The sequence below is a fragment of the Streptomyces sp. NPDC000983 genome (genome assembly GCF_040299205.1).
Lineage (GTDB): Bacteria > Actinomycetota > Actinomycetes > Streptomycetales > Streptomycetaceae > Streptomyces.
In genome coordinates, this window is record NZ_JBEPBM010000003.1 from 354,213 (window position 1) to 377,401 (window position 23,189).

Annotated in this window: 23 protein-coding genes; 16 read left to right on the forward strand and 7 right to left on the reverse strand. The window is 72.5% G+C overall.

The genetic code is table 11. The features are described from left to right. The first annotated feature begins 18 nt into the window (after positions 1-18). The 7 genes from ABT296_RS05605 to ABT296_RS05635 all read left to right on the forward strand — a co-directional run bounded on the left by ABT296_RS05605 (position 19) and on the right by ABT296_RS05635 (position 8,977). The gene (locus tag ABT296_RS05605) at positions 19-1,113 is read left to right on the forward strand and encodes an acyl-CoA synthetase family protein (RefSeq protein ID WP_351923511.1); all 1,095 of its coding nucleotides are present in this window, start codon (positions 19-21) and stop codon (positions 1,111-1,113) included. 2 nt (positions 1,114-1,115) lie between these two features. Next, positions 1,116-2,570 carry an isochorismate synthase gene (locus ABT296_RS05610; RefSeq protein WP_351923513.1) on the forward strand — a complete coding sequence of 485 codons (1,455 nt, stop codon included), beginning with the start codon at positions 1,116-1,118 and terminating at the stop codon, positions 2,568-2,570. A 74-nt stretch (positions 2,571-2,644) separates the two neighbouring features. Further along, on the forward strand, positions 2,645-3,844 hold the full coding sequence (locus ABT296_RS05615; protein ID WP_351923515.1) for an NAD(P)/FAD-dependent oxidoreductase: 1,200 nt from the start codon (positions 2,645-2,647) through the stop codon (positions 3,842-3,844). 41 nt (positions 3,845-3,885) lie between these two features. Next, positions 3,886-5,073, forward strand: coding sequence for a histidinol-phosphate transaminase (gene hisC, locus ABT296_RS05620; protein WP_351923517.1), 1,188 nt, complete (start codon positions 3,886-3,888; stop codon positions 5,071-5,073). A 52-nt stretch (positions 5,074-5,125) separates the two neighbouring features. After that, positions 5,126-6,397 (forward strand): MFS transporter, encoded by a 1,272-nt coding sequence (locus ABT296_RS05625; RefSeq protein WP_351923519.1) that lies wholly within the window; start codon positions 5,126-5,128, stop codon positions 6,395-6,397. Between the two features lie 76 nt (positions 6,398-6,473). Further along, positions 6,474-7,847 carry a hypothetical protein gene (locus ABT296_RS05630; RefSeq protein ID WP_351923521.1) on the forward strand — a complete coding sequence of 458 codons (1,374 nt, stop codon included), beginning with the start codon at positions 6,474-6,476 and terminating at the stop codon, positions 7,845-7,847. Positions 7,848-7,921: 74 nt separating this feature from the next. After that, a complete protein-coding gene (locus ABT296_RS05635; protein WP_351923523.1) occupies positions 7,922-8,977 on the forward strand; it encodes a zinc-dependent alcohol dehydrogenase in 1,056 nt (351 codons plus the stop codon). Between the two features lie 277 nt (positions 8,978-9,254). Here the strand turns inward: ABT296_RS05635 and ABT296_RS05640 are convergent, their stop codons facing one another. After that, positions 9,255-10,232: an ArsR/SmtB family transcription factor gene (locus tag ABT296_RS05640; protein WP_351923581.1), complete on the reverse strand. Its 978-nt coding sequence runs from the start codon at positions 10,230-10,232 to the stop codon at positions 9,255-9,257. A gap of 82 nt (positions 10,233-10,314) precedes the next feature. Between ABT296_RS05640 and ABT296_RS05645 the strand changes: the two genes are divergently transcribed. From ABT296_RS05645 to ABT296_RS05655, 3 genes are all read left to right on the forward strand, one after another. Beyond that, a complete protein-coding gene (locus tag ABT296_RS05645; protein WP_351923525.1) occupies positions 10,315-11,544 on the forward strand; it encodes an MDR family MFS transporter in 1,230 nt (409 codons plus the stop codon). A gap of 69 nt (positions 11,545-11,613) precedes the next feature. After that, positions 11,614-11,883 (forward strand): type II toxin-antitoxin system Phd/YefM family antitoxin, encoded by a 270-nt coding sequence (locus ABT296_RS05650; RefSeq protein ID WP_351923583.1) that lies wholly within the window; start codon positions 11,614-11,616, stop codon positions 11,881-11,883. After that, positions 11,876-12,139: a type II toxin-antitoxin system RelE family toxin gene (locus tag ABT296_RS05655; RefSeq protein WP_351923527.1), complete on the forward strand. Its 264-nt coding sequence runs from the start codon at positions 11,876-11,878 to the stop codon at positions 12,137-12,139. Before ABT296_RS05650 ends, ABT296_RS05655 begins: the two co-directional genes overlap by 8 nt. 98 nt (positions 12,140-12,237) lie before the next feature. On the opposite strand, the gene ychF is transcribed toward ABT296_RS05655, so the two are convergent. Continuing rightward, positions 12,238-13,326 carry a redox-regulated ATPase YchF gene (gene ychF / locus ABT296_RS05660; RefSeq protein ID WP_351923529.1) on the reverse strand — a complete coding sequence of 363 codons (1,089 nt, stop codon included), beginning with the start codon at positions 13,324-13,326 and terminating at the stop codon, positions 12,238-12,240. A gap of 386 nt (positions 13,327-13,712) precedes the next feature. On the opposite strand from ychF, the gene ABT296_RS05665 reads away from it, so the two are divergent. Further along, positions 13,713-14,132: a DUF6542 domain-containing protein gene (locus tag ABT296_RS05665; protein ID WP_502977182.1), complete on the forward strand. Its 420-nt coding sequence runs from the start codon at positions 13,713-13,715 to the stop codon at positions 14,130-14,132. 10 nt (positions 14,133-14,142) lie between these two features. Here ABT296_RS05665 and ppgK read toward each other — a convergent pair whose 3' ends face one another. Together ppgK and ABT296_RS05675 are read right to left on the reverse strand one after the other, a co-directional pair. Beyond that, complete coding sequence (gene ppgK, locus ABT296_RS05670) at positions 14,143-14,886, reverse strand: polyphosphate--glucose phosphotransferase (protein ID WP_351923533.1); 744 nt, start codon at positions 14,884-14,886, stop codon at positions 14,143-14,145. Between the two features lie 29 nt (positions 14,887-14,915). After that, positions 14,916-15,926, reverse strand: coding sequence for a 4-hydroxy-3-methylbut-2-enyl diphosphate reductase (locus tag ABT296_RS05675; protein ID WP_351923535.1), 1,011 nt, complete (start codon positions 15,924-15,926; stop codon positions 14,916-14,918). Positions 15,927-16,005: 79 nt separating this feature from the next. Here ABT296_RS05675 and xseA point away from each other — a divergent pair, with 79 nt between their 5' ends. The 3 genes from xseA (at position 16,006) to ABT296_RS05690 (ending at position 18,221) form a co-directional block, all read left to right on the forward strand. Beyond that, positions 16,006-17,214, forward strand: coding sequence for an exodeoxyribonuclease VII large subunit (xseA, locus tag ABT296_RS05680; protein WP_351923537.1), 1,209 nt, complete (start codon positions 16,006-16,008; stop codon positions 17,212-17,214). Between the two features lie 9 nt (positions 17,215-17,223). Further along, complete coding sequence (locus tag ABT296_RS05685) at positions 17,224-17,457, forward strand: exodeoxyribonuclease VII small subunit (RefSeq protein WP_351923539.1); 234 nt, start codon at positions 17,224-17,226, stop codon at positions 17,455-17,457. Between the two features lie 173 nt (positions 17,458-17,630). Then, positions 17,631-18,221: a malonic semialdehyde reductase gene (locus ABT296_RS05690; RefSeq protein WP_351923541.1), complete on the forward strand. Its 591-nt coding sequence runs from the start codon at positions 17,631-17,633 to the stop codon at positions 18,219-18,221. Positions 18,222-18,295: 74 nt separating this feature from the next. Here the strand turns inward: ABT296_RS05690 and ABT296_RS05695 are convergent, their stop codons facing one another. Next, positions 18,296-18,820, reverse strand: a complete 525-nt coding sequence (locus ABT296_RS05695) for a DUF4245 domain-containing protein (RefSeq protein WP_351923543.1) — start codon at positions 18,818-18,820, stop codon at positions 18,296-18,298. Positions 18,821-18,948: 128 nt separating this feature from the next. Here ABT296_RS05695 and glpX point away from each other — a divergent pair, with 128 nt between their 5' ends. Beyond that, positions 18,949-19,983, forward strand: coding sequence for a class II fructose-bisphosphatase (gene glpX / locus ABT296_RS05700; protein WP_351923545.1), 1,035 nt, complete (start codon positions 18,949-18,951; stop codon positions 19,981-19,983). Between the two features lie 88 nt (positions 19,984-20,071). On the opposite strand, the gene ABT296_RS05705 is transcribed toward glpX, so the two are convergent. Beyond that, entirely contained in the window at positions 20,072-20,446 is a 375-nt protein-coding gene (locus ABT296_RS05705) for a WhiB family transcriptional regulator (protein WP_351923547.1), read from the reverse strand. A 183-nt stretch (positions 20,447-20,629) separates the two neighbouring features. Next, the gene (locus ABT296_RS05710; RefSeq protein ID WP_351923549.1) at positions 20,630-21,307 is read right to left on the reverse strand and encodes a DUF1707 SHOCT-like domain-containing protein; all 678 of its coding nucleotides are present in this window, start codon (positions 21,305-21,307) and stop codon (positions 20,630-20,632) included. A 154-nt stretch (positions 21,308-21,461) separates the two neighbouring features. Here ABT296_RS05710 and ABT296_RS05715 point away from each other — a divergent pair, with 154 nt between their 5' ends. Beyond that, positions 21,462-23,132 carry a fumarate hydratase gene (locus tag ABT296_RS05715; protein WP_351923551.1) on the forward strand — a complete coding sequence of 557 codons (1,671 nt, stop codon included), beginning with the start codon at positions 21,462-21,464 and terminating at the stop codon, positions 23,130-23,132. The last annotated feature ends 57 nt before the right edge of the window (positions 23,133-23,189 follow it).

The window sequence follows — 23,189 nt, forward strand, 5'->3', positions numbered from 1 at the left end:
CCGACTGGAGACCCCAGCATGTCTCGCCCCACCCACGACCCGTTCACCGCGGACCTCGCCCCGGAGGAGTTCGTGCCCGCCGCGATGCGCTGGCACTTCTCGCCCGAGACGGGATCCCCGTTCTGGCTCAAGCGCGCCGGCGACCTCGGCTTCGACCCGCTCACCGACATCCGCACCTGGGACGACCTCGACCGCTTCCCCGACGTGAGCGAGGAGTGGCGCGCCGTCCCCGTCGACGACCTCGTACCGGCCGGCACCGCCGCCGAACCCTGGGACTTCCAGGTCTTCGACAGCGGCGGCACGACCGGATCGCCCAAGCGCATCGTGGAGTCCCGCTCCCGCCGCAACGGCGTCCACTGGGTCAGCGAGGTCCTCGCCGACCACGGCGTCCCGGGCCACGGCGCGGGCCACTGGCTGCACATCGGCCCCACCGGGCCGCACATCGTCGGCCGGTCCGTCGGACTCCTCGCCCAACTGCGCGCGACCTTCTGCCACTACATCGACTTCGACCCGCGCTGGGTCAAGAACTGCGTCCGCGAGGGCCGGGGCGAGGAGGCCGGACGCTACGTCAGGCACATCCTCGCGCAGGCCGGCGACATCCTCGCCACCCAGCCCGTCTCGGTGCTCTTCGCCACCCCGCCGGTGCTGGAGGCGCTCTGCGCCGACGACGCCCTCCTCGACCTCGTGCAGCGCAAGGTGCGGGGCATCGTCTGGGCCGGCACCAGCGTCAGCCCGGAGACCCTGCGCGCCTTCGAGGAGGAACTGTTCCCCGACGCGGCCGTGGTCGGGCTGTACGGCAACACCATGATGGGCATCGCCCCGCAGCGGCCCCGGGAGAGCGGCGACGCCCACCCGTGCGTCTTCGTCCCCTTCCACCCGTACAGCAGGGTGAAGGTCGTCCACCCCGAGCGGCCGACCGAGGAAGTGGCGCACGGGGAGCGCGGGCAGGCCCGCATCAGCCTCCTCTCCCGCGACCTGCTGGTCCCCTGGACGCTGGAGCGGGACTCGCTCGTCCGGGTGGCGCCGACCGAGCGCTACCCGCAGGACGGGCTCGCCGACATCCAGGTGCACGCCGGTGACAGCGGCCGGACCGTCATCGAGGGGGTGTACTAGGCATGACCGTCGACACCGCGGCGGCACCCGCCGAGTTCACCCTCACCACGGCCGAGCACACCGACCTGGTGGACGTCTGCCGCGCCGGCGTCGAGCGGGCCCGCGCCACCGGCCGCCACGCGCTGGTGAGCTGGGCCCGGCCCTGCGAGCCGGCCGATCCGCTCGCGATCTGGGCGGGAGCCCGCACCCGCACCGGACGGTCGCTCTACTGGCGGTCGGGGTGGGACGGCACGACCGTCCTCGCCTTCGGCAGCGCCCACGACCTGCGCGGCACCGGGGCGGGCCGGCTCCCCGCGATCCGCTCGGCCTGGACGGCGCTGGTGCGCGAGACGGTCACCGGCGGCGGCCCCGGGCAGGGGCCCCTCGCCGTCGGCGGTTTCGCCTTCGCCGGCCCCACCGACGCGGGCCCCGGCGCCCTGCCCGAGGCCCTGCTGTGGGTGCCCCTGATGCAGCTGCGTCTGTCGGCCCCGGACGGCTCCACGGGCCCGGCCGCCACGGCGGAACTGCGGCTCAACGCCCTGGTGGACGGCAGTGACGATCCCGAACTCCTGGCGAAGACACTGACGTTACGGGCCGAGCGCTGCCTCGCCGCCCGGGACAGCGGCGGACCGCGCCCGGCGCTCCGCCCGCTCGCCAGCGTCGAGACGCCCGCCGCCGAGGAGTGGAAGGCCCTCGTGCGCAGCGCCACCGACCGGATGCGGGCGGGCGACTTCGAGAAGGTGGTGCTCGCCCGGCGCCTGGACGTCACCGCCGACCGGGAGTTCGACGTGCCCGCCGCGGTCCGCCGGCTGCTGGAGACGTACACCGGCACGACCGTGTTCGCGCTCGGCCACGGCGCCACGACGTTCCTCGGCGCGACCCCCGAGTACCTGGTCCGGGTCGAGGACCGGGAGGTCGAGGCGCTCGGCCTGGCCGGCACCACACCCCGCGGGGCCACCCCCGAGGAGGACAGGGCACTGGAGGGCGAACTGTCCGGCAGCGCGAAGCTCCGGCACGAGCACGAGGTCGTGGTGCGGATGCTGAGCGACGCGCTCGCCGAGTCCTGCGTCCGGGTCACGGCCGACGCCGAACCGCGGGTGCTGAAACTGGCCAACGTCCAGCATCTGTCCACCCCGGTGCGGGGCAGGCTGCCCGAGGGCTCGGCGGAGGGAGTCCTCGACCTCGCGGCCCGCCTCCACCCGACCCCCGCGCTCGGCGGCCACCCCCGGGCCGAGGCCCTTCAGTGGCTCGCCCGCCACGAGGGCTTCGACCGCGGCTGGTACGCCGGCGGCGTCGGCTTCACCGACGGCGCGGGCGACGGACAGTTCGCGGTGGCCATCCGGTCCGCGCTGGTCCAGGGCGCCTCGGCCGCGCTGTACGCCGGATGCGGGCTCGTGGCCGGCTCCGACCCCGAGGCCGAGTACGCCGAGACCTGCGCCAAGCTCCGTCCGATGCACGCCGCCCTCGGCCTCGGCTGACCGCTCAGGGCCCGGCGCCGCCCACCACGGGACGGCGCCGGGCCCCTGCAACCGACCCACGGAGAACAGTCACCGTGACCCTGGAGAACATCGTCGTCGTCGGCGGCGGGCTGGCCGGCGCGCACACCGCCGCCGCCCTGCGCGCCCGCGGCCACCGAGGCACGCTCACCCTCGTCGCCGCCGAACCCCATCCGCCGTACGACCGCCCGCCGCTCACCAAGGCGGTGCTGGCCGGTACGGAGGAGGACACCGCCTTCCCCACCGACTGGACGGCGCTCGGCGTCGACCTGCGCCTGGGCGAGCGCGCCGAGACCCTCGACCTGCACGAGCGCCTGCCGGGCGGCGTCCTGAAGACCACCTCGGGCTCCCTCGCCTTCGACGGGCTGGTCCTCGCCACCGGCGCGGAACCCGTCCGGCTGCCCGGCACGGGGCGGCAGCACCTGGTCCGCACCCTGGACGACGTACGCGCGCTGCGCCCGCTGCTGCGCCCGGACGCCCGTCTGGCGCTGGTCGGCGCCGGGTGGATCGGCGCCGAGGTGGCCACCGTCGCGGCCGCCCGGGGGTGCCGGGTCACCGTGGTGGAGGCCGGCCCCGCCCCGCTCGCCGCCGCGGTCGGCGCCGGGATCGGCGCCCTCACCGCCCCCTGGTACGCGGCGGCCGGCGTCACCCTGCGCTGCGGGACGGCCGTCGCCTCGGTCGACACCGGTGGACTGCGCCTGGCGGACGGGGAGTTCCTCGCCGCCGACGTGGTGGTCGTGGGCGTCGGCGCCCGCCCCGCCGTCGGCTGGCTCGACGGCTGCGGACTGGAGATCGCGCGCGGCGTCGTCGTCGACGCGTCCCTGCGGACCGCGCGCCCCGAGGTGGTGGCGCTCGGCGACTGCGCGGAGTGGTGGTCGCCGCGCTACCGGCGGCACCTGGTGGTCGAGCACTGGGACACCGCGCTGAAGGCGAGCGAGCAGGCCGCCGCCGCCCTGCTCGGCGAGGACGTCCGGCACGACCCGGTCCCGTACTTCTGGTCGGACCAGTTCGGCCGCACCGTGCAGTACGCGGGCGACCACCGGGACGCCGACCGGGTGGTGCTGCGCGGCTCGCCGGAGGACCCGGCCTGGACCGTGCTGTGGCTGGCCGGCGACCGGCTGTGCGCGCTGCTCGCGGTGGACCGCCCCCGTGACCTGGTGCAGGCCCGCCGCGCCCTCGCCAAGGGCTGCGCGGTCGACGTACCCGCCGCCACCGACCCCGCGACCGCGCTGCGCGACGCCCTGCGCCCCGTCTGACCGCCCGATTGCCCGAGAACCCTGGAGAGGACACCTCCCGCATGACCACGACGCACCAACCCCCCGGGTTCCGCACGGCACTTGACGGGCTCACCGGCTACCGGCCCGAGGAGCCGGCCCGCTCCCCCGACGGCCGCTCCTACGCCCTCGCCGCCAACGAGACGCCGTTCGGGCCGCTGCCCGCGGTGACCGAGGCGGTGCGGGAGGCGGTCCAGGGCGTCAACCGCTACCCGGACAACGGCGGCCGGGCGCTCGTCGCCGAGCTGGCCGAACGGTTCGGGCTCGACCCGGAGGGCATCGCGCTCGGCTGCGGTTCCGTCGGCGTCACCCAGCAACTGCTCACCGCGGTCGCCGAACCGGGCACCGAGATCCTCTACGCGTGGCCGTCCTTCGAGGCGTACCGCCTGCTGACCCGGCTCGCCGGGGCCACCTCCGTCGAGGTGCCGCTGCGCGAGGGCCGGCACGACCTCGCGGCGATGGCGGAGCGGATCACCGACCGCACCCGGCTGGTTTTCGTCTGCAACCCCAACAACCCGACCGGTACGGTCGTCGGGCGCGCCGAGCTGGAGGAGTTCCTGGACCGGGTGCCGCCCGGCTGCCTGGTCGTCCTGGACGAGGCGTACCACGAGTACGTCCGCGACCCCGACGTCCCCGACGGCCTGACCCTGCTCGCCGGCCGGCCGCGGCTCGTCGTCCTGCGCACCTTCTCCAAGGCGTACGGGCTCGCCGGACTGCGCATCGGCTACGCGGCCGGCCACCGCGAGGTCATCGGCGTCCTGCGCAGGGCGTACCTGCCCTACAGCGCGGGCGGTGTCGCCCAGGCGGCGGCGATCGCGGCCCTGCGCTCGGGGGACGAGGTGAGAAGGAGGACGGACGTCATCACGGCGGAACGCGCTCGCGTGGCCGCCGCGCTCACCGCGCACGGGCACCCCGTGACGGCGAGCGAGGCCAACTTCCTGTGGCTGCCGCTGGGCGGGGGCGCCGCCGCGTTCGGCGCGCACTGCGCGGGCGCGGGTGTCTCGGTACGGGCCGTGGCGGGTGCCGGTGTCCGCGTCACCCTCGGCCTGCCGGCCGACAACGACGCGTTCCTGGCGGCGGCGACGACCTTCCCGGCGGGCGGCGCGGCTGCTGTCCCGGCGGGCGGCACGGCTGTCCCGTCGACGGCCACCACCGCCCCGCCGACGGCCGCCACCACCCCACCGGCCGCCATCACCGTCCCGCCCGCCTGACCCGCACCTATTCACCGAGCCGGCGGCGCCCCGGCTCGCTCTTGGGAGATGTATGTCCTTCCTCCGCCCCCGGTTCCCGGGCGAACGTGCCCTGGTCTCCGGAATCGCCGTGGACGCGGTCGGCTCCGGTATGTACGTGCCGTTCAGCCTGGTGTTCTTCGCCCATGTGACGGGCCTGCCGCTGCCGTTGATCGGCCTGGTCCTCACCGTCACCGGGCTCGTCGGCATCGCCGCCGTCCCCCTGGTGGGCATCGTCGTGGACCGGTTCGGCGCCCGGGTCACCCAGATCTCCCTGTACGTGGTGCGCGGCGTCAGCTTCGCCTGCTTCCCGCTCGCCGACACGCTCCCGCTGTTCGTCGTGGTGGCACTGCTCACCTCGGTGGGCACCCGTGCCTTCCGCCCCGCCCAGGACGCCCGGCTCGCCGAACTCGCCGAGGGCACCGACCGCGACCGGCTCCAGGCGCTCAGCCGCAGTCTGAGCAACGCGGGCCTCGGAGCCGGCACCCTGATCGCCTCGGTGGTCATCGCCACCGCCGGCGACTTCGGCTACACCGTCACCGCCTGGGTCAACGGCGCGAGCTTCCTCGCCGCGGGCTTCCTCGCCTCCCGCACCCCGGCCGCGCCGCCCCGGGCGCCGGCGCCGCCGCGGGCCCGTGGGGGCGGGTACCGGGTCGTCGCCAAGGACCGGCCCTTCCTCACCCTCGTCTGCGCCAACCTCCTCGTCGCCCTGGGCTTCTCGGCGCTGACCGCGCTGCTCCCGCTGTACGCGACGGGCTGGCTGGACCTGCCGGAAGGGCTCCTGGGCAGCGCCTTCCTCCTCAACACCGTGGTGTGCGCGACCCTCGGCGTCCCCGTCGCCGCCCTCGCCCGGCGCCGGTTCACCACCCGGACCCGGGCCGCGGCGGCCGGCGCCGCGCTCTTCGCCGTCGCCTTCCTCGCGCAGGCCGCGCTCGGCACCGTACGCCCGCAGAGCGTGCCGCTGATCCTGGCCGGGCTGCTGGGCGCGGTGCTGGTGATGACCGTCGGCGAGATGCTCTACAGCCCGTCCTCCGGCGCGCTGTCGCAGTTCGCCGCGCCCCCGGAGCTGCGCGGCCGCTACCTCGCCACCTACCAGCTGTCCTGGTCGCTGGCGTACGCCCTGGGCCCGACGGTGTTCACCGCGCTGCTCACCGTCGACGGGCGGCTGCCCTGGCTGCTGGTGGCGGCCACGGCGGCGCTCGGCTCGCTGCTGATGGTCCGTCTGGAGCGGCGCCTGCCGGCCGAGGCGGTCACCTTCGTCCCCGCGCCGGCGCCCGCCAAGCCGGCCCCCACCGCCTCCGCCTGACCCCGACCCCGCGCCCGACACAGGGCCACGACGACGGCGGGCCACCCGCCCCCGCACCACGATCTGGAGAGTAGACATGGACCGCGTCACCCTGACCGAGGCATACCTGGCGGAGCTGGAGTCCGCGGGGCTGTCGAGTGAGGAGCTGCTCGGCGGCCTGCCGCAGAACAAGATCCTCAACAGTGACAAGCCGAACGGGATGGGCCTGTGGCTCGCCCGCCCGGTCTTCCTCGGCGGCGAGGAGCTCGCCCGGCTCGCCGGCGACCTCGACCATCTGCTGTCCGCGCTGGACAGCCTCCCCGAGAAGCTGTTCGGCGGTGACTTCGGCGCCTTCGCACGCGCCGTCGGACTGAGCGAGCCGCAGGTCGAGGCGGTGCTGCAGAACCGCGGCGAGCGGATGACGCGGCAGAGCCGGGCCGACCTGGTCTGCGACGGGACCGGCTTCAAGCTCCTCGAACTCAACATCGGCAGCGCGATCGGCGGTGTGGACAACGTCGACGTCTGCCGCGAACTGCTGGAGGTCCCGGTCCTCGCCGAGTTCGCCGAGCGGCACGGGCTCACCTTCGTCGACTCCCTGCGCGAGCAGGTCCACAACATCCTCACCGAGACCGGGTTCTCGGCCGGGGACCACCCGGTCGTCGCGCTCACCGAATGGCCCACGGCATTCTCCGACGAGCTGCCCTACATGACGCAACTGTGCGAGCGCTGGAACGAGTTGGGCCTCGACGCCACCCCCTGCCACCTCGGTCAGCTCGATGTGCGCGACGGCAGGGTGTGGCTGGCGGACCGGCCGGTCGACATCATCGTGCGCACCTTCCTCATCCGGGACGTGATCACCCCCGACGCCCCCGCCCTGACCGGCCCGGTCTTCGACGCCGCCCGCCGCGGCGAGGTCAAGATCTTCACGCCGCTGGACACCTCCGCCTACGCCAGCAAGGCGGCGCTGTCGCTGCTCTCGGAGGAGGGCAACCGCCACCTGTTCGCGCCCGAGGTGCTGGAGAGCCTCGACCGGATCCTGCCCTGGACCCGCCGGGTGCGCCGCGAGGAGGTCACGCTGGAGAACGGCGACCGCGTCGACCTCGTCGAGTACGCCCTCACGCACGCGGAGGACCTGGTCCTCAAGCCGACCTCCCTCTCCGGCGGCAAGGGCGTCGTCCTCGGCTGGGCGGAGGACCTCACCGCCGAGGCGTGGCGGGCCCATGTGCTGGCCGCGCTGGAGAGCCCGCACGTACTGCAGCGCCGGGTGCGGCCCGCACAGGAGACCGTGCCCGTCCCGGGCGGCGGGGTGGACCGGTTCCGTCCGGTGTGGGGGATCATCACGGGCGTCAACGGCTTCATCGGCGGCAGTGTGCGGGCCATCCCGTCCGCCGCCGGCGACGTGGTGGTGAACGTCGCCAACGGCGCCCACGTCGGGGCGCTCCTGCACGAGGCACCGGCCTCCTCGGCCTGACCCGAGACCCCGACCGCCCGCCCGCCCATCGCAGCGCGGCGCGTCCGCCGCGCCGTCCCAGGGAGACCACCGTCATGAGAGCAGCCGTATTCCACGGCCGGCGCGACATCCGGGTCCAGGAGTGGCCCGACCCGCCGGCCCCCGGGCCCGGGGAGATCCAGCTAGCCGTGGTGCGGGCGGGCATCTGCGGTACGGACGTGGAGGAGTTCGCCTCCGGTCCGCACCTCATCCCGCTGGCCGCGCCGCACTTCGCCAGCGGCCACCGGGGGCCGCTGGTCATCGGGCACGAGATGGTCGGCGAGGTGGTCGCGACCGGCCCCGGTGTCGACGCCTTCCGGACGGGGGACCTGGTCGTCCCCGGTTCCGGGGTCTCCTGCGGGGAGTGCCGCTGGTGCGTGCGGGGGCGGACCAACGTCTGCGCCCGCTACTTCACGCTCGGTCTGCACGTCGACGGCGGTCTCGCCGAGCGGGTCAACGTCCCGGCACGGATCAGCCGTTCGACGGGCGGCCTGGACCCGGACGTCGCGATCATGGCGCAGCCGCTCGCGGTGGCGCTGCGGGCGGTACGCGGCATCGACCCCGAGCCGGGCCGTACGGTCGTGGTGATCGGCCTGGGCAGCATCGGGGCGCTCGCGGTGGCCGCCTGCGCGGCGCGGGGGGTGGAGACGATCGGCGTCGACATCACGGCGGGCCGGCTGGAGACGGGCCGGCGGGCCGGCGCCGGGCTGCTCGTGGACGCCTCGCGGCAGGACGCCGCCGCCGCGATCCGGGCCGCCACGGACGGGCACGGCGCGGACGTGGTGATCGAGGCGTCGGGCGCCAGGGCCGGTCTGGCGACGGCGATGGACGCGGTGTGCCGGGGCGGGCACGTCCGTCTGGTCGGCCTCCACCGCGACCCCTCGCCGCTGGACCTGACACGGCTGGTCCTGGAGGAGATCACCCTCGACACCTCCAAGGTCCACATCTGCGACCAGGACCTCCCCGAGGCACTGGCCCTGCTCCACGCACACCCGGAGATCGCCACGACGGCACTCGACGACGTGATCCCCCTGGACCGCCTGGTCCCGGACGGCTTCAGCCGCGTGGAACGGGGCGAGGTGTCGGGCAAGGTGGTGGTACGCCCGGGGTGATCCGGGAGCGCCGGGCCGGTACCAGGGCCGGTCGCCCGGACGGGTACGGCTTCGCTCCCGGTGCCGGCCGGCCCGGGCGCGGGCCGACCCTGGGCGCACCGGTCCCGGCACGGGTGAGCCCGCGTGCCGACCTGGGAGCACCGGTCGCGGCAGGGGCGGCCCGGGCGCGTACCGCCCCACCTCCGGCCCCGGCCGGCCCGGGCCCGTACCGCCCGGAGTAGCCGGGCACGCCCGAGTCGGCCCGGGCGCATACGGACGCGGAAGCGCCCACGCCCGCTCAACCCGGGCGCGTACCCAGCAGTTCGTCGGCGACCGAGGTCCGCGCGTACAGCACCGAGCGGCCGACCCGGTGCGCGCTGACCAGGCCCGCGTCGCGCATCGCGGTGAGGAACTGGGAGACCCCGGCGGGTGAGATGCCGGTGCGGCGGGCCAGTTCGGTCGTGGAGGCGGGCGCCTGAAGCTCGGTCAGCAGCAGGGTGCGGGAGCGGCCGAGGACGGCGGCGACCGCGTCGGACCGCGAGGGCGCCGACCGCTCCCACAGCACGCCCACCCCCCGTGCGGGGTAGGCGAGTTGGAGCGGTTCGGCGTCCCGGACCACGGTCAGCAGTCCCGGTCCGGCGAACACCGACGGGATGAGCAGCAGCCCCGCCCCCTTGGTGGCCCGGTTCAGGGTCTCCGGCCGGCGCACCAGGCGCAGCGTGTTGTCGTCCCAACTGACCTTTTCGTGGAGCCCGTTGAAGAGTGCTTCCGCGCCGTGCTCGGCGACCTGCCGGGCCCGGTGGAAGACATCGGCGTCCAGGACCGTGCGCATCCGCTGCCAGTACGGCGCGAGCGCCAGCTCCCAGTACCGCTCGATCTCCGCCGCGAGTTCGGCCAGCCGTTCCTCGGGATCGGACTCCAGGGACCGCCGCCGCGCGGAGGGCCCGCCCACATGCCGCTCCAGATGGCCCAGATCCCGGCGCACCACATCCGCGGAGGCCCCCCGTACGGCGTCCAACTCCTCACCCAGCGAAGGGGCGTGGCCTGCTGGGGCGGGGTTGAGGAAGTCCGGGAGGTAACCGGTCGGCGGGATCAGCGCCGCGAGCCAGCCGCGGTCCAGTTCGGCCGCGGCGAGCCGGGGGAGCACCTGCTCGGCCCAGGGGACGTGGACCGCCGCGGGGCGCGCGGAGCGCAGCAGGCGGTAGCTCGTCACGACCTCCCACATGGGGGAGATCGCGAACCTCATCCGCGCCAGGTCGCTGGCCGAGAACTCCATCTCCGCCAGTGCGGATCCCCTCCACCATTCAGTCACCACTGAATCATTTGTCGGGCCCACCCGGACCGCACATCATGCGGCCATGTTCTCCTCGTACAAGGGTCTGCCCCGCACCGCCTGGGTCATCTTCGGCGGCGTGATCGTGAACCGCCTGGGCTTCATGGTGGTGCCGTTCCTAGTTTATTACCTGGGCTCACGGGACGTCAGTACGTCCCAAGTCACCTACGTGCTGGGCTGTCTGGGCATCGGCACGCTCGTCGGGCCGCTGCTCAGCGGGGTGCTCGCGGACAGCTGGGGCCGCCGCTCGACCATGGTGACCGGGCTGCTGGGCACGGCCGTGGCGCACGGTCTGCTCTACGCCGCGCCGAACCTGGTGACGCTCGCGCTGGCGGCGGCCGTGCTCAGCGTCTGCGGCACGATGGTCAGCCCGTCCGCCAACGCGCTCCTCGCCGAGTCCGTCGACGCGGAACGCCGCCGCAACGCGTTCTCGCTGGTCTACTGGGCCGTCAACATCGGCAGCGCGGGCGCCGGCATCCTCGGCGGCTTCCTCGCGGAGAACGGGTACTGGCTGCTCTTCCTGGTCGACGCGTGCAGTTCCCTCGCCTTCGCCGTCATCGCGGTGTGCCTGCTCCCGGCGGGCAAGCGGTCCGCTCCGGCCCCGGCCGGCCAGGGCGGCGGCTACGGCGTGGTGCTGCGCGACCCTCTGATGCGGGCGCTGCTGCCGCTGTTCGGCGTCACCCTCGCCATCTACTCGCTGACCGAGGCGGGCCTGCCGCTCGCGATCCGCGACGACGGTCTCTCCCCGAAGGTCCTCGGCGTGATGGCCACGCTCAACGCGGTCCTGGTCGTCGTCCTCCAGCCGCTCGCCACGACCGTCCTCGCCAAGGCCCGCCCGCTCCTCGTCTACACCTTCGCGGCCGGCCTCATAGCGGTCGGCGTCGCCCTCACCGGCTTCGCCGACAGCATGTGGAGCTACGGCGTCACCGTCGCGGTCTGGTCACTCGGCGAGGCGGCCATCGGCGGCATCCACTCGGCGACGGTCCAGAGCATCGCCCCGGAACACGCACGGGGCCGCTACCAGGGAGCCTTCCAGTGGCTGTGGGGCTCGTCCCGCTTCGTCGCCCTGACCGCGGGCACGGCCGTCTACGCCCACGCGGGCCCCGAGTACGTGTGGTGGTTCTGCGCGGTGGCCGGCGTCCTGGCCCCCCTGGGCGTCCTGGCCCTGTCCCCGGCCATCGACCGCCGCACGGCGGAGATCGAGAACGAGAAGAAGGAAACGGACGAAGGAGCAGCGGCGGTGGCCTCGGACTAGCCCACCGCACCGAAGTCCCGCCCAGCCCTCCCATTGTGTACACATGAGACACTCGGTACCTTTGGGCGCATAACGCAGCCCATGCCCATAGAGTCCATCCGCGATGTCCGGGCACATCTGGCCGAGGTCGTGGAGCGAGCCGAGCGGGACGAGGTGCCCACCGTCATCACCCGGCGCGGCAAGCAGGTCGCCGCCGTGGTCTCCATCGATGTGCTGCGCAAATACCAGGAGTGGGAAGAGCGCGAGATCAACCGGATCATCGACGAGCGCATGGCCAACCCGGCGCCCGGCGTCCCGATCGAGGACATCATGAGGGAGACGCTGGCGCGCAGTGAGTGAGTACCGCACCGTCTTCCGGCCCGAGGCTCAAGCCGAACTCCGCGAAATCCCGCGCGACACGGCTCTCCGCATCCTGGCCAAGCTGACCGAACTGGAGACCGATCCACTGGGCTTCAACACCACCGCCCTCATGTCCCAACCCGACCGTCGGCGCCTACGGGTGGGCAACCATCGCGTACTCCACACGATCGACAACGGCGAACTCGTGGTGTGTGCGGTGCAGGTCGGGCATCGCTCCACGGTCCACGACACCTGAACGCCGCTGACGCCAGGTCGGAGCATCCAGCACGGATCCAGCACGATGAACGAAGGGGCCGGGCTCACAAGAGCCCGGCCCTTTCCGACGTCACCCGGTCACACGTTGAAGCGGAACTCCACCACATCCCCGTCCTGCATGACGTACTCCTTGCCCTCCATGCGGGCCTTGCCCTTCGCGCGGGCCTCGGCGACCGAGCCGGTCTCCACCAGGTCGGAGAAGGAGATGACCTCCGCCTTGATGAAGCCCTTCTGGAAGTCGGTGTGGATGACTCCGGCGGCCTCGGGGGCCGTGGCGCCCTTCTTGATGGTCCAGGCGCGGGATTCCTTGGGGCCGGCCGTGAGGTAGGTCTGCAGGCCCAGGGTGTTGAAGCCGACACGGGCGAGGGTGGCGAGGCCGGGCTCCTCGGCGCCGACCGACTCCAGGAGCTCCATGGCGTCCTCCTCGTCCAGCTCGGCGAGGTCCTGCTCCAGCTTGGCGTTGAGGAAGATCGCCTCGGCGGGGGCGACCAGGGCGCGCTGCTCGGCCTTGAAGTCGTCGTCGACCAGCTCGTCCTCGTCGACGTTGAAGACGTACAGGAACGGCTTGGTGGTGAGCAGGTGCAGGTCGTGCAGGAGCTCCTCGTTGCCGGAGCCCTGGACGATGCCCGCGGAGAACAGGGTGTCGCCCTTCTCCAGGATCTCCTTGGCCTCCTCGACGGCCTTCACCTTCGGCGCGATGTCCTTCTTGATGCGCGACTCCTTCTGGAGGCGCGGCAGGACCTTCTCGATGGTCTGGAGGTCGGCGAGGATCAGCTCGGTGTTGATCGTCTCGATGTCGTCCTTGGGCGAGACCTTGCCGTCGACGTGGACGACGTTCTCGTCCTTGAAGGCGCGGATGACCTGGCAGATCGCGTCCGACTCGCGGATGTTCGCGAGGAACTTGTTGCCCAGGCCCTCGCCCTCGCTCGCGCCGCGCACGATGCCCGCGATGTCGACGAAGTCGACGGTCGCCGGGAGCACCCGCTGGGAGGAGAAGATCTCGGCCAGTTTCGTCAGACGCGCGTCGGGGACGCCGACGACCCCGACGTTCGGCTCGATCGTGGCGAACGGGTAGTTGGCCGCCAGCACGTCGTTCTTGGTCAGGGCGTTGAACAGGGTCGACTTGCCGACGTTGGGCAGACCGACGATTCCGATCGTGAGCGACACGTTGTTTCCCGTACGTGAGAGGAGAGGACTGGGGGCTGAGGGGGCCGATCCACCAGTCTACGGCGTGACCCGCCCGGCACCGGCTGCGTATCGAACGCTTGGCCAAGGTCGTCCCCTCGGCGTGTCTGAAGGGCGATTCGGCACATAAACAGACCTAAGTTGGTCCAGTGGAGCAACACAGGACGCGACCAGCCCAGGACCGACCGCGACGCGGCGGCTCGCCCCTGCCTCCGCAGGCGGCCCGCTCAGGCGGCGCGACGGCCGGACGGGGCACGGACGGCGCCCCGCCCCGGACGGTGCGGCCCCGCGGCCCCCAGCCTCCGCGCGAGGGCGCACCGCGCAGACCCGCCACCGCGCCGGCCGCGGCCCGCCGGCCCGGGCCTCCGGTGCCGCACGCCCTCGGCCGGCTGCCCAACCCCCGTCTCACCGGACTCGGCGTCGGGTTGTTCTGCACGGTCCTGATGCTGACGCTCGGCTCCCTGACCGCACTGCTGTTCGGGGCCTCGCTCACGGTGTACGGCGTGCTGTTCCTGCCGGTGTGCGCGCTGACCGCGGTGTGGGTGCGCAGGGCGGACCTGGTCACCGCGGTCATCATCGTGCCGATCGCCTTCGCGGTCGGGCTGGTGCCGGTCGCCGACAGCGGGGGCGGCGGCACCGGGGACCGGCTGATGGGCCTGTTCACCGCCCTCGCCACGGAGGCCGGCTGGCTGTACGGCGGAACGCTGATCGCGGGTGTCCTGGTCACCGCGCGCCGGATGCGGCTGATGGCCCACCGGGTCGCCTCGCGACGCCGCCCCGCCTCCTGAGCGGAGGAGCCTAGGACTTCGCCGCGCGCATCGCCGCCCCGACGATGCCCGCGTTGTTCTGGAGCTGCGCGGGGACGATCTCCGCCTTGACGCCCTCGATGTAGTGCAGGAACTTGTGGGCCTTGCGGCTGACGCCGCCGCCGATGACGAACAGCTCCGGCGAGAACAGCATCTCCACGTGGGCGAGGTACTTCTGCACCCGGTGCGCCCAGTGCTCCCACGTCAGCTCGCCGTCCTCGCGGGCCTTGCTGGAGGCCCGCTTCTCGGCGTCGTGGCCGTGCAGCTCGAGGTGGCCCAGCTCGGTGTTGGGGACCAGGACGCCGTCGACGAAGAGGGCGCTGCCGATGCCGGTGCCGAAGGTCAGCAGGATGACCGTGCCGGGGCGGTCGCGTCCGGCGCCGAAGGCGACCTCGGCGACGCCCGCCGCGTCCGCGTCGTTGACGACGGTGACCGGCAGGCCGCCCAGGCGCTCGCCGAACAGCGCCCGGGCGTCGGTGTCGATCCAGCTCTTGTCGACGTTGGCCGCCGTACGGATCGTCGATCCGCCGGTCACCACGCCGGGGAAGGTCAGGCCGACCGGACCCGTCCAGCCGAAGTGCTCGACGACCTCCTTGACGCCGTCGGCCACCGCGTCGGGCGTCGCCGGGTGCGGGGTCAGCACCTTGTGACGCTCCTGGGCGAGGTCGCCCCTGTCCAGGTCCACAGGGGCGCCCTTGATGCCGGAGCCGCCGATGTCCACACCGAAGATCTGCATGGCCCTACGTTACGACGGTGGACTCACCGTCACTCCCGGGAGGCGCCCGTACGCTCCGCGATCAGGGCCGCGGCCTCCTCGCGCAGATCGCGGCGCAGCTCCTTGGGCAGCGAGAAGACGATGGACTCCTCGGCGGCCTTCACCAGCTCGACGTCGCCGTAGCCGCGCTCGGTGAGCCACTGGAGGACCTCCTCGACGAGGACCTCGGGGACGGAGGCGCCGGAGGTGACGCCGACCGTGGTCACGCCCTCCAGCCAGGCCTCGTCGATCTCGCTGGCGAAGTCGACCAGGTACGCCTCGCGGGAGCCGGCCAGCTTGGCGACCTCGACCAGGCGCTTGGAGTTGGAGGAGTTGCGCGAGCCGACCACGATGACCAGCTCGGCCTCGGCGCCCATCTGCTTCACGGCGAGCTGGCGGTTCTGCGTGGCGTAGCAGATGTCGTCGCTCGGCGGCGAGATGAGCTGCGGGAACTTCGCCTGGAGGGCGTCGACGGTCTCCATCGTCTCGTCGACGGAGAGGGTGGTCTGGGAGAGCCAGACGACCTTGGAGGGGTCGCGGACCTCGACCTTGGCGACGTCCTCGGGGCCGTCGACCAGCTGGATGTGGTCGGGGGCCTCGCCGGAGGTGCCGATGACCTCCTCGTGGCCCTCGTGGCCGATCAGCAGGATGTCGTAGTCCTCGTCGGCGAAGCGGACGGCTTCCTTGTGGACCTTGGTGACGAGCGGGCAGGTGGCGTCGATGGTGGCGAGCTGTCCGCGCGCGGCCTCGTCGTGGACGACGGGGGCCACGCCGTGTGCCGAGAACATGACGATGTTGCCGGGCGGGACCTCTTCGGTCTGTTCGACGAAGATGGCGCCCTTCTTCTCCAGGGTCTGCACGACGTACTTGTTGTGCACGATCTCGTGCCGGACGTAGATCGGAGCCCCGTACTGCTCGAGGGCTTTCTCGACGGCGATCACGGCGCGGTCCACGCCCGCGCAGTAGCCCCGGGGGGCGGCGAGCAGGACACGGCGGCCAGGCGAAGCAGTCATGCGTCCCATCGTAAGGCCGCGTTCGGCGGGCGAAGGGCGCGGGCCGGGGCGCGGTTCGATGTCGGTGGCTGCGGATACGCTCACCGGCATGGCGCTCAACACGTCCGCGGAATCGCCGCTGCCCGTCGGTGAGGTGTCGCGGCTCATCGGTGGGTGGATCGACCGGCTCGGGGCGGTGTGGGTCGAGGGGCAGATCACCCAGCTCTCGCGGCGGCCGGGCGCCGGGGTGGTGTTCCTGACGCTGCGGGACCCCTCGTACGACATCTCCGTGAGCGTGACCTGCTACCGGCAGGTGTTCGACGCCGTCTCGGACGTGGTGGGCGAGGGCGCGCGGGTCGTCGTGCTGGCGAAGCCGGAGTGGTACGCGCCGCGCGGGCAGCTGTCGCTGCGGGCCGCCGAGATCAAGCCGGTGGGCGTCGGCGAGCTGCTGGCGCGGCTGGAGCAGCTGAAGAAGGCGCTGGCCGCGGAGGGGCTGTTCGCGGCGGAGCGCAAGAAGCCGCTGCCGTTCCTGCCGCAGCTCGTCGGGCTGGTGTGCGGCCGGGCCTCCGCCGCCGAGCGGGACGTGCTGGAGAACGCCCGGCACCGCTGGCCCGCCGTCCGCTTCGAGGTGCGCAACGTGCCCGTGCAGGGCGTGCACGCCGTGCCGCAGGTGGTGCAGGCGGTGAAGGAGCTCGACGCGATGGACGACGTCGACGTGATCATCGTGGCGCGCGGCGGCGGCAGCGTGGAGGACCTGCTGCCGTTCTCCGACGAGCAGCTGGTGCGGACGGTCGCCGCGTGCCGTACGCCGGTGGTCTCGGCGATCGGGCACGAGCCGGACAACCCGCTGCTGGACCATGTCGCCGACCTGCGCGCCTCCACGCCCACCGACGCCGCCAAGAAGGTCGTGCCGGACGTGGGCGAGGAGTACGAGCGGGTGCGGATGCTGCGCGACCGGGCCCGGCGGTGTGTCGGGGCCGTCGTCGAGCGGGAGGAGCGCGGGCTCGCGCACGCCCTGTCCCGGCCGTCGATACAGGATCCGCACCGGATGATCGACGAGCGTGCCGATCAGGTCGCCGCCCTGCTGGAGCGGGGCCGCCGCACCCTCGGCCATCTCCTGGACCGCGCCGACTCGGAGCTGACGCACACGCACGCGCGCGTGGTGGCGCTGTCCCCGGCGGCGACCCTGAAGCGCGGTTACGCCGTGCTCCAGCGGGCCGACGGGCATGTGGTGCGCGATCCGGACGAGGTGAGCGGTGACGAGGTGCTGCGGGCACGGGTCGCCGAGGGCGAGTTCGCTGTCAGAGTCGATGCTTAGGGTGAGGTCATGACCGGCAAGGTGGAAGAGTCGCTCGGCTACGAGCAGGCGCGGGACGAGCTGATCGAGGTCGTACGGCGGCTGGAGGCCGGCGGTACGACGCTGGAGGAGTCCCTCGCGCTGTGGGAGCGCGGGGAGGAGCTGGCGAAGGTGTGCCGGCGCTGGCTGGACGGCGCGCGGGCCCGGCTGGACGCGGCGCTGGCCGAGGAGGAGTCCGCACAGGGCGGGGAGGGCGGGGAGTAGCCCTCCCCGCCCTGGGGGCGTGAGCGGCGTCCGGCACGGTGGTCATGGTTCACCCTGTGAAGGGGATCACCATGCTCCGATTTTTGTTGAACATTGAACTTCAATCGCCTATGGTCAAGGTGTCAGCCGATCCGGCACCCCGGATCCGACGCTCCACCCGAGAAGGTTCACGTATGTCTCTCGTTCTTGACCCCGCCGCCCAGGACCTGCTGTTCCGCGAGGCCCGCACCGCGAACACCTTCACCGACGAGCCGGTGACCGAGGAGCAGGTGCAGGCGATCTACGAGCTGGTCAAGTTCGGCCCGACCGCGTTCAACCAGTCGCCGCTGCGCGTCACCCTGGTCCGCTCCCCCGAGGCCCGCGAGCGCCTGGTGCGGCACATGGCCGAGGGCAACCAGGCAAAGACCGCCACCGCCCCGCTGGTCGCGATCCTCTCCGCGGACAACGAGTTCCACGAGGAGCTGCCGCAGCTGCTGCCGCACTTCCCGCAGGCCAAGGACGCCTTCTTCAGCGAGCGCCCGGTCCGCGAGGGCTCCGCCGCGATGAACGCCGCCCTCCAGGCCGCGTACTTCATCATCGGCGTCCGCGCCGCCGGCCTGGCCGCCGGCCCGATGACCGGTCTGGACTTCGAGGGCCTGCGCAAGGAGTTCCTCGACGACGACCACACCCCGCTGATGGTCGTCAACATCGGCAAGCCGGGCGACGACGCCTGGTTCCCGCGCTCCCCGCGCCTGTCGTACGACGAGGTCATCACCACCGTCTGAGCACCGGGCACGACGAAGGCCCCCGGCGATCGAGCCGGGGGCCTTCGTCATGTCCGCGTGCGCGCGAACGCGCGTCACTGCGTCCTGAGCGCGCCCGCCATCTGCGCGAGCTGCCCGAACGAGCCCGTGCCCGCGACGACGGTCGTGGCGCCGTCCTCCTTGAGCACCAGGGCGTCGTAGCGGCCGCCGGTGTAGCGGGTCCAGGTCTCGTCGCCGATCCGCTGGGTCGCCCTGGTCTCCTTGGCGCCCTGGGTGGCCTCGTCGATGAAGACCTTGGTCTTCTCCTGAGCGGACTGCTGCACCTGGACGTACTCCCCGTCGGGAGCGTGGTAGCCGAGGTGCCACAGGTCGGCCTGGTCGCCCCGGAACCGCACCGAGGTCGCCTTCCACTCCTGGGCGAGCCCCTCGGGGGCGGCCACGGGGTACGAGGCCGCGCGGCGTGCCGTGAGCAGCTCGACCCGGTAGTCGACCCGGGGGACGTCGGGAGCGGAGTCGTCGTGCGGGATGAAGAGGTAGACGACCCCCGCCGCGAGGATGGTCACCGCGAGGGAGAGGACCATGTTCCGGACCGACTGCTTCTTAGCGTTCGTACCTGCCACGCGCCCTATCGTCGCAGGTGCCCTGGTCCGCTCATCCGTGGGGCCCCCTGCTCATTTTGTCGACCTGGCGATAGAGTCGGGGCCATCACCCTCATCCGGCCGTCGTCGTATCAGAAAGGTGCGCTCCGATGACCGAAAATCATCAACTGCCGTCCGAACTCGATGTCCCCTCCGAGGCTCCCGACCGCAACCTCGCCCTGGAGCTCGTCCGGGTCACCGAGGCGGCCGCGATGGCCGCGGGCCGCTGGGTCGGGCGCGGCGACAAGAACGGCGCCGACGGTGCCGCCGTGCGCGCGATGCGGACCCTCGTCTCCACCGTGTCGATGAACGGCATCGTCGTCATCGGCGAGGGCGAGAAGGACGAGGCGCCGATGCTCTTCAACGGGGAGCGGGTCGGCGACGGCACCGGCCCCGAGGTGGACATCGCGGTCGACCCGATCGACGGCACCACGCTGACCGCCAAGGGCATGCCCAACGCGATCGCGGTCCTCGCGGCCACCGAGCGCGGGGCGATGTTCGACCCGTCGGCCGTCTTCTACATGGACAAGCTGGTCACCGGCCCCGAGGCGGCCGACTTCGTCGACATCAACGCGCCGGTGTCGGTGAACATCCGCCGCGTCGCGAAGGCCAAGCGCGTCACGCCCGAGGACGTCACCGTCGTCATCCTCGACCGGCCCCGCCACGAGGGCATCATCAAGGAGATCCGGGACGCCGGCGCGCGCATCAAGCTGATCTCCGACGGCGATGTCGCCGGGTCGATCTACGCGCTGCGCGAGGGCACCGGCGTCGACCTGCTGCTCGGCATCGGCGGCACGCCGGAGGGGATCATCTCGGCCTGCGCCGTGAAGTGCCTCGGCGGCACGATCCAGGGCAAGCTGTGGCCGAAGGACGACGAGGAGCGGGCCAGGGCCGTCGACGCCGGGCACGACCTGGACCGGGTGCTGACCACCGAGGACCTGGTCACCGGCGAGAACGTGTTCTTCGTCGCGACCGGCATCACCGACGGCGAGCTGCTGCGCGGGGTGCGCTACCGCTCGGAGACGGCACTCACCGAGTCCATCGTGATGCGCTCCAAGTCGGGTACGGTCCGGCGGATCGACTCCGAGCACCGGCTGAGCAAGCTTCGGGCCTACAGCGCGATCGACTTCGACCGGGCCAAGTAGCGCCCCGCCACGGGGGCCGCGGTGCGGCGCGGCAGAGGAGTGGGGCGCCCCCGGTGCGGTGGGGGCGCCCTTTTCCCTGTCCTGCGGGTCAGCCGGCCTGCGCGATGCGGCCGGCCCCGGCCGCCTTCTTCAGCTCCACGTCCCGGCGCCGCCTGCGGGCCAGGACGACTCGGCGCTCGGCGGCCGTCAGGCCGCCCCAGACACCGTACGGCTCGGGCTGGAGGAGGGCGTGCTCCCGGCACTCGACCATGACGGGACAGCGCGCGCAGACCCGCTTGGCCGCCTCCTCGCGGGAGAGCCGCGCCGCTGTGGGCTCCTTGGAAGGGGCGAAGAACAGGCCGGCCTCGTCGCGTCGGCACACCGCCTCGGTGTGCCACGGGGCTTCTTGGTCCCTGTCTCGCACTGGCACCCGCTGGGCCGGAACGGCGGCTACCTGCAGGGACGAATGCGGCGGTTGCAGCACGGTCTACTCCTGACGACGGCTTCGCGAGCGAGAGACGATGCGCAAGGTCTACCCGCTGTACGCGTGCCTATGCAGTCGGTTCCGAACCGCTGGACTCCGCCGGACTCCCCCACGCTCCCCCGCACTCCGGGCGCCGCCGGGGCGGGACGGGCGCCCGCGCCGCGGGTCCGTGTCCGCCGACCGTCAGCGGCCCAGGTGCTTGCGCAGACTCCGGTCGACCTTGCTGTGGACCCGGTCGAGGATGTCCGCCACCAGCTTGCCGCGCCGGGCCCTGCCCTCGACGCTGCCCAGCACGGCCCACCCGTCGACGTAGACCACCGGCGCCGCCGGGTCCTCGGCGTCCAGCGAGTCCACCTCGAAGCTGCCGAGGACACCGCCGCCGGCGCCGCGCAGCGACACGTTCTCCGGGACGCGCACCTCGACGCTGCCGAAGACCGCGAACGCCTTGATGACGACCTGCTGGTACTCGAAGATCGCCTCGCTGAGGTCGATCTCGACACTGCCGAAGACCGCGTACGCGTGGATCCGGCGCCCGGCGCGCCGGCGGCCTCTGCGGACGGCGCTGCTGAAGATCGCCACGGCGTGGTCGTCGGGGTCGGCGAGGACGTCGGAGGGACGGTTCGGGACGGAGGCGTGCGCGGGCCCGGTGCGGGGGCCGTGCGCCGCGGGCAGGTCCTTGATGAAGACCTCCAGCTCGCCCACCGTCTTGGCGTTCAGCACGCCCTCGACCCGCTCGCCGTGCTCGTCGGGCGTGAGGCGGCCCTCGGCCAGCGCGTCACGCAGGATGTCGGCGATCCGGTCGCGGTCGGCGTCGGAGGCGCGCATGTCGGCGGCGGGCGCGGTCTGCTTCTCAAGGTCCACGAGAGCAGCGTACCCAAACACGATAGATCGCGATAGCCCTTCCCCGTCCGAACTGAGCCTTACCTCACAAGCCCGCCGCCGACGGCAGGTTCTACGCTGGTGGACGCTGCCCAATGGAGGACAGTCGCCATCAGTCGAGTGAGGAATGGCACCGATGCCTGAGTTCGCGTACACCGATCTGCTCCCCATGGGAGAGGACACCACCCCCTACCGGCTGGTGACCTCCGAGGGTGTCTCCACCTTCGAGGCCGACGGGCGCACGTTCCTCAAGGTCGAGCCGGAGGCGCTGCGCAAGCTCGCCGCCGAGGCCGTCCACGACATCCAGCACTACCTGCGCCCCGCGCACCTGGCGCAGCTGCGCCGGATCATCGACGACCCGGAGGCGTCCGGCAACGACAAGTTCGTCGCGCTGGACCTGCTGAAGAACGCGAACATCGCGGCGGCGGGCGTCCTGCCGATGTGCCAGGACACCGGCACGGCGATCGTGATGGGCAAGCGCGGCCAGAACGTCCTCACCGAGGGCGGCGACGAGGCGGCCCTGTCGCAGGGCATCTACGACGCGTACCTCAACCTCAACCTGCGCTACTCGCAGATGGCTCCGCTCACCATGTGGGAGGAGAAGAACACCGGCTCCAACCTGCCCGCGCAGATCGAGCTGTACGCCACCGACGGCGGCGCCTACAAGTTCCTCTTCATGGCCAAGGGCGGCGGCTCCGCCAACAAGTCGTTCCTCTACCAGGAGACCAAGGCCGTCCTGAACGAGGCCTCCATGATGAAGTTCCTGGAGGAGAAGATCCGTTCGCTCGGTACGGCCGCCTGCCCGCCGTACCACCTGGCGATCGTCGTCGGCGGCACCTCCGCCGAGTACGCGCTGAAGACAGCGAAGTACGCCTCCGCGCACTACCTCGACGAGATCCCCGCCGAGGGCTCGCCGCTCGGCCACGGGTTCCGGGACAAGGAACTGGAGGAGAAGGTCTTCGAGCTGACGCAGAGGATCGGCATCGGCGCGCAGTTCGGCGGCAAGTACTTCTGCCACGACGTGCGGGTCGTGCGGCTGCCGCGGCACGGCGCGTCCTGCCCCGTCGCCATCGCCGTCTCCTGCTCGGCCGACCGGCAGGCCGTCGCGAAGATCACCGCCGAGGGGGTCTTCCTGGAGCAGCTGGAGACCGACCCGGCGCGGTTCCTGCCCGACACCACCGACGAGCACCTCTCCTCGGGCGACGACGACGTGGTGCGGATCGACCTCAACCAGCCGATGGACACGATCCTCGCCGAGCTGACCAAGTACCCGGTCAAGACCCGGCTCTCGCTCTCCGGGCCGCTGGTCGTGGCGCGTGACATCGCGCACGCCAAGATCAAGGAGCGGCTGGACGCGGGTGAGGAGATGCCGCAGTACCTCAAGGACCACCCGGTGTACTACGCGGGGCCCGCGAAGACGCCCGAGGGGTACGCGTCCGGCTCCTTCGGGCCGACCACGGCCGGCCGCATGGACTCCTACGTCGAGCAGTTCCAGGCGGCGGGGGGGTCCAAGGTGATGCTCGCCAAGGGGAACCGGAGCAAGCAGGTCACGGATGCCTGTGGCACCCACGGCGGCTTCTACCTCGGTTCCATCGGCGGGCCCGCGGCGCGGCTCGCGCAGGACTGCATCAAGAAGGTCGAGGTCGTCGAGTACGAGGAGCTCGGGATGGAGGCGGTGTGGAAGATCGAGGTCGAGGACTTCCCGGCGTTCGTGGTCGTTGACGACAAGGGGAACGACTTCTTCCAGGATCCGGCGCCGGCGCCTACGTTCACGTCGATTCCGGTGCGGGGGCCTGGGCTGGTGTAGGGGCCTGCCGGGGCGGCGGGGGCTGGGTGATGGGGGAGCAGGGCGCCAAGTCGCTGC

Excerpts from the sequence above, each read along its gene's own strand:
- ABT296_RS05675 (WP_351923535.1), bottom strand. The coding sequence starts at position 15,926 with ATGGGACGCATGACTGCTTCGCCTGGCCGCCGTGTCCTGCTCGCCGCC.
- hisC (WP_351923517.1), top strand. The coding sequence starts at position 3,886 with ATGACCACGACGCACCAACCCCCCGGGTTCCGCACGGCACTTGACGGG.
- xseA (WP_351923537.1), top strand. The coding sequence starts at position 16,006 with ATGGCGCTCAACACGTCCGCGGAATCGCCGCTGCCCGTCGGTGAGGTG.
- ABT296_RS05690 (WP_351923541.1), top strand. The coding sequence starts at position 17,631 with ATGTCTCTCGTTCTTGACCCCGCCGCCCAGGACCTGCTGTTCCGCGAG.
- ppgK (WP_351923533.1), bottom strand. The coding sequence starts at position 14,886 with ATGCAGATCTTCGGTGTGGACATCGGCGGCTCCGGCATCAAGGGCGCC.
- ABT296_RS05630 (WP_351923521.1), top strand. The coding sequence starts at position 6,474 with ATGGACCGCGTCACCCTGACCGAGGCATACCTGGCGGAGCTGGAGTCC.
- ABT296_RS05640 (WP_351923581.1), bottom strand. The coding sequence starts at position 10,232 with ATGGAGTTCTCGGCCAGCGACCTGGCGCGGATGAGGTTCGCGATCTCC.
- ABT296_RS05610 (WP_351923513.1), top strand. The coding sequence starts at position 1,116 with ATGACCGTCGACACCGCGGCGGCACCCGCCGAGTTCACCCTCACCACG.
- ABT296_RS05645 (WP_351923525.1), top strand. The coding sequence starts at position 10,315 with ATGTTCTCCTCGTACAAGGGTCTGCCCCGCACCGCCTGGGTCATCTTC.
- ABT296_RS05685 (WP_351923539.1), top strand. The coding sequence starts at position 17,224 with ATGACCGGCAAGGTGGAAGAGTCGCTCGGCTACGAGCAGGCGCGGGAC.
- glpX (WP_351923545.1), top strand. The coding sequence starts at position 18,949 with ATGACCGAAAATCATCAACTGCCGTCCGAACTCGATGTCCCCTCCGAG.
- ABT296_RS05605 (WP_351923511.1), top strand. The coding sequence starts at position 19 with ATGTCTCGCCCCACCCACGACCCGTTCACCGCGGACCTCGCCCCGGAG.
- ABT296_RS05715 (WP_351923551.1), top strand. The coding sequence starts at position 21,462 with ATGCCTGAGTTCGCGTACACCGATCTGCTCCCCATGGGAGAGGACACC.
- ABT296_RS05635 (WP_351923523.1), top strand. The coding sequence starts at position 7,922 with ATGAGAGCAGCCGTATTCCACGGCCGGCGCGACATCCGGGTCCAGGAG.
- ABT296_RS05625 (WP_351923519.1), top strand. The coding sequence starts at position 5,126 with ATGTCCTTCCTCCGCCCCCGGTTCCCGGGCGAACGTGCCCTGGTCTCC.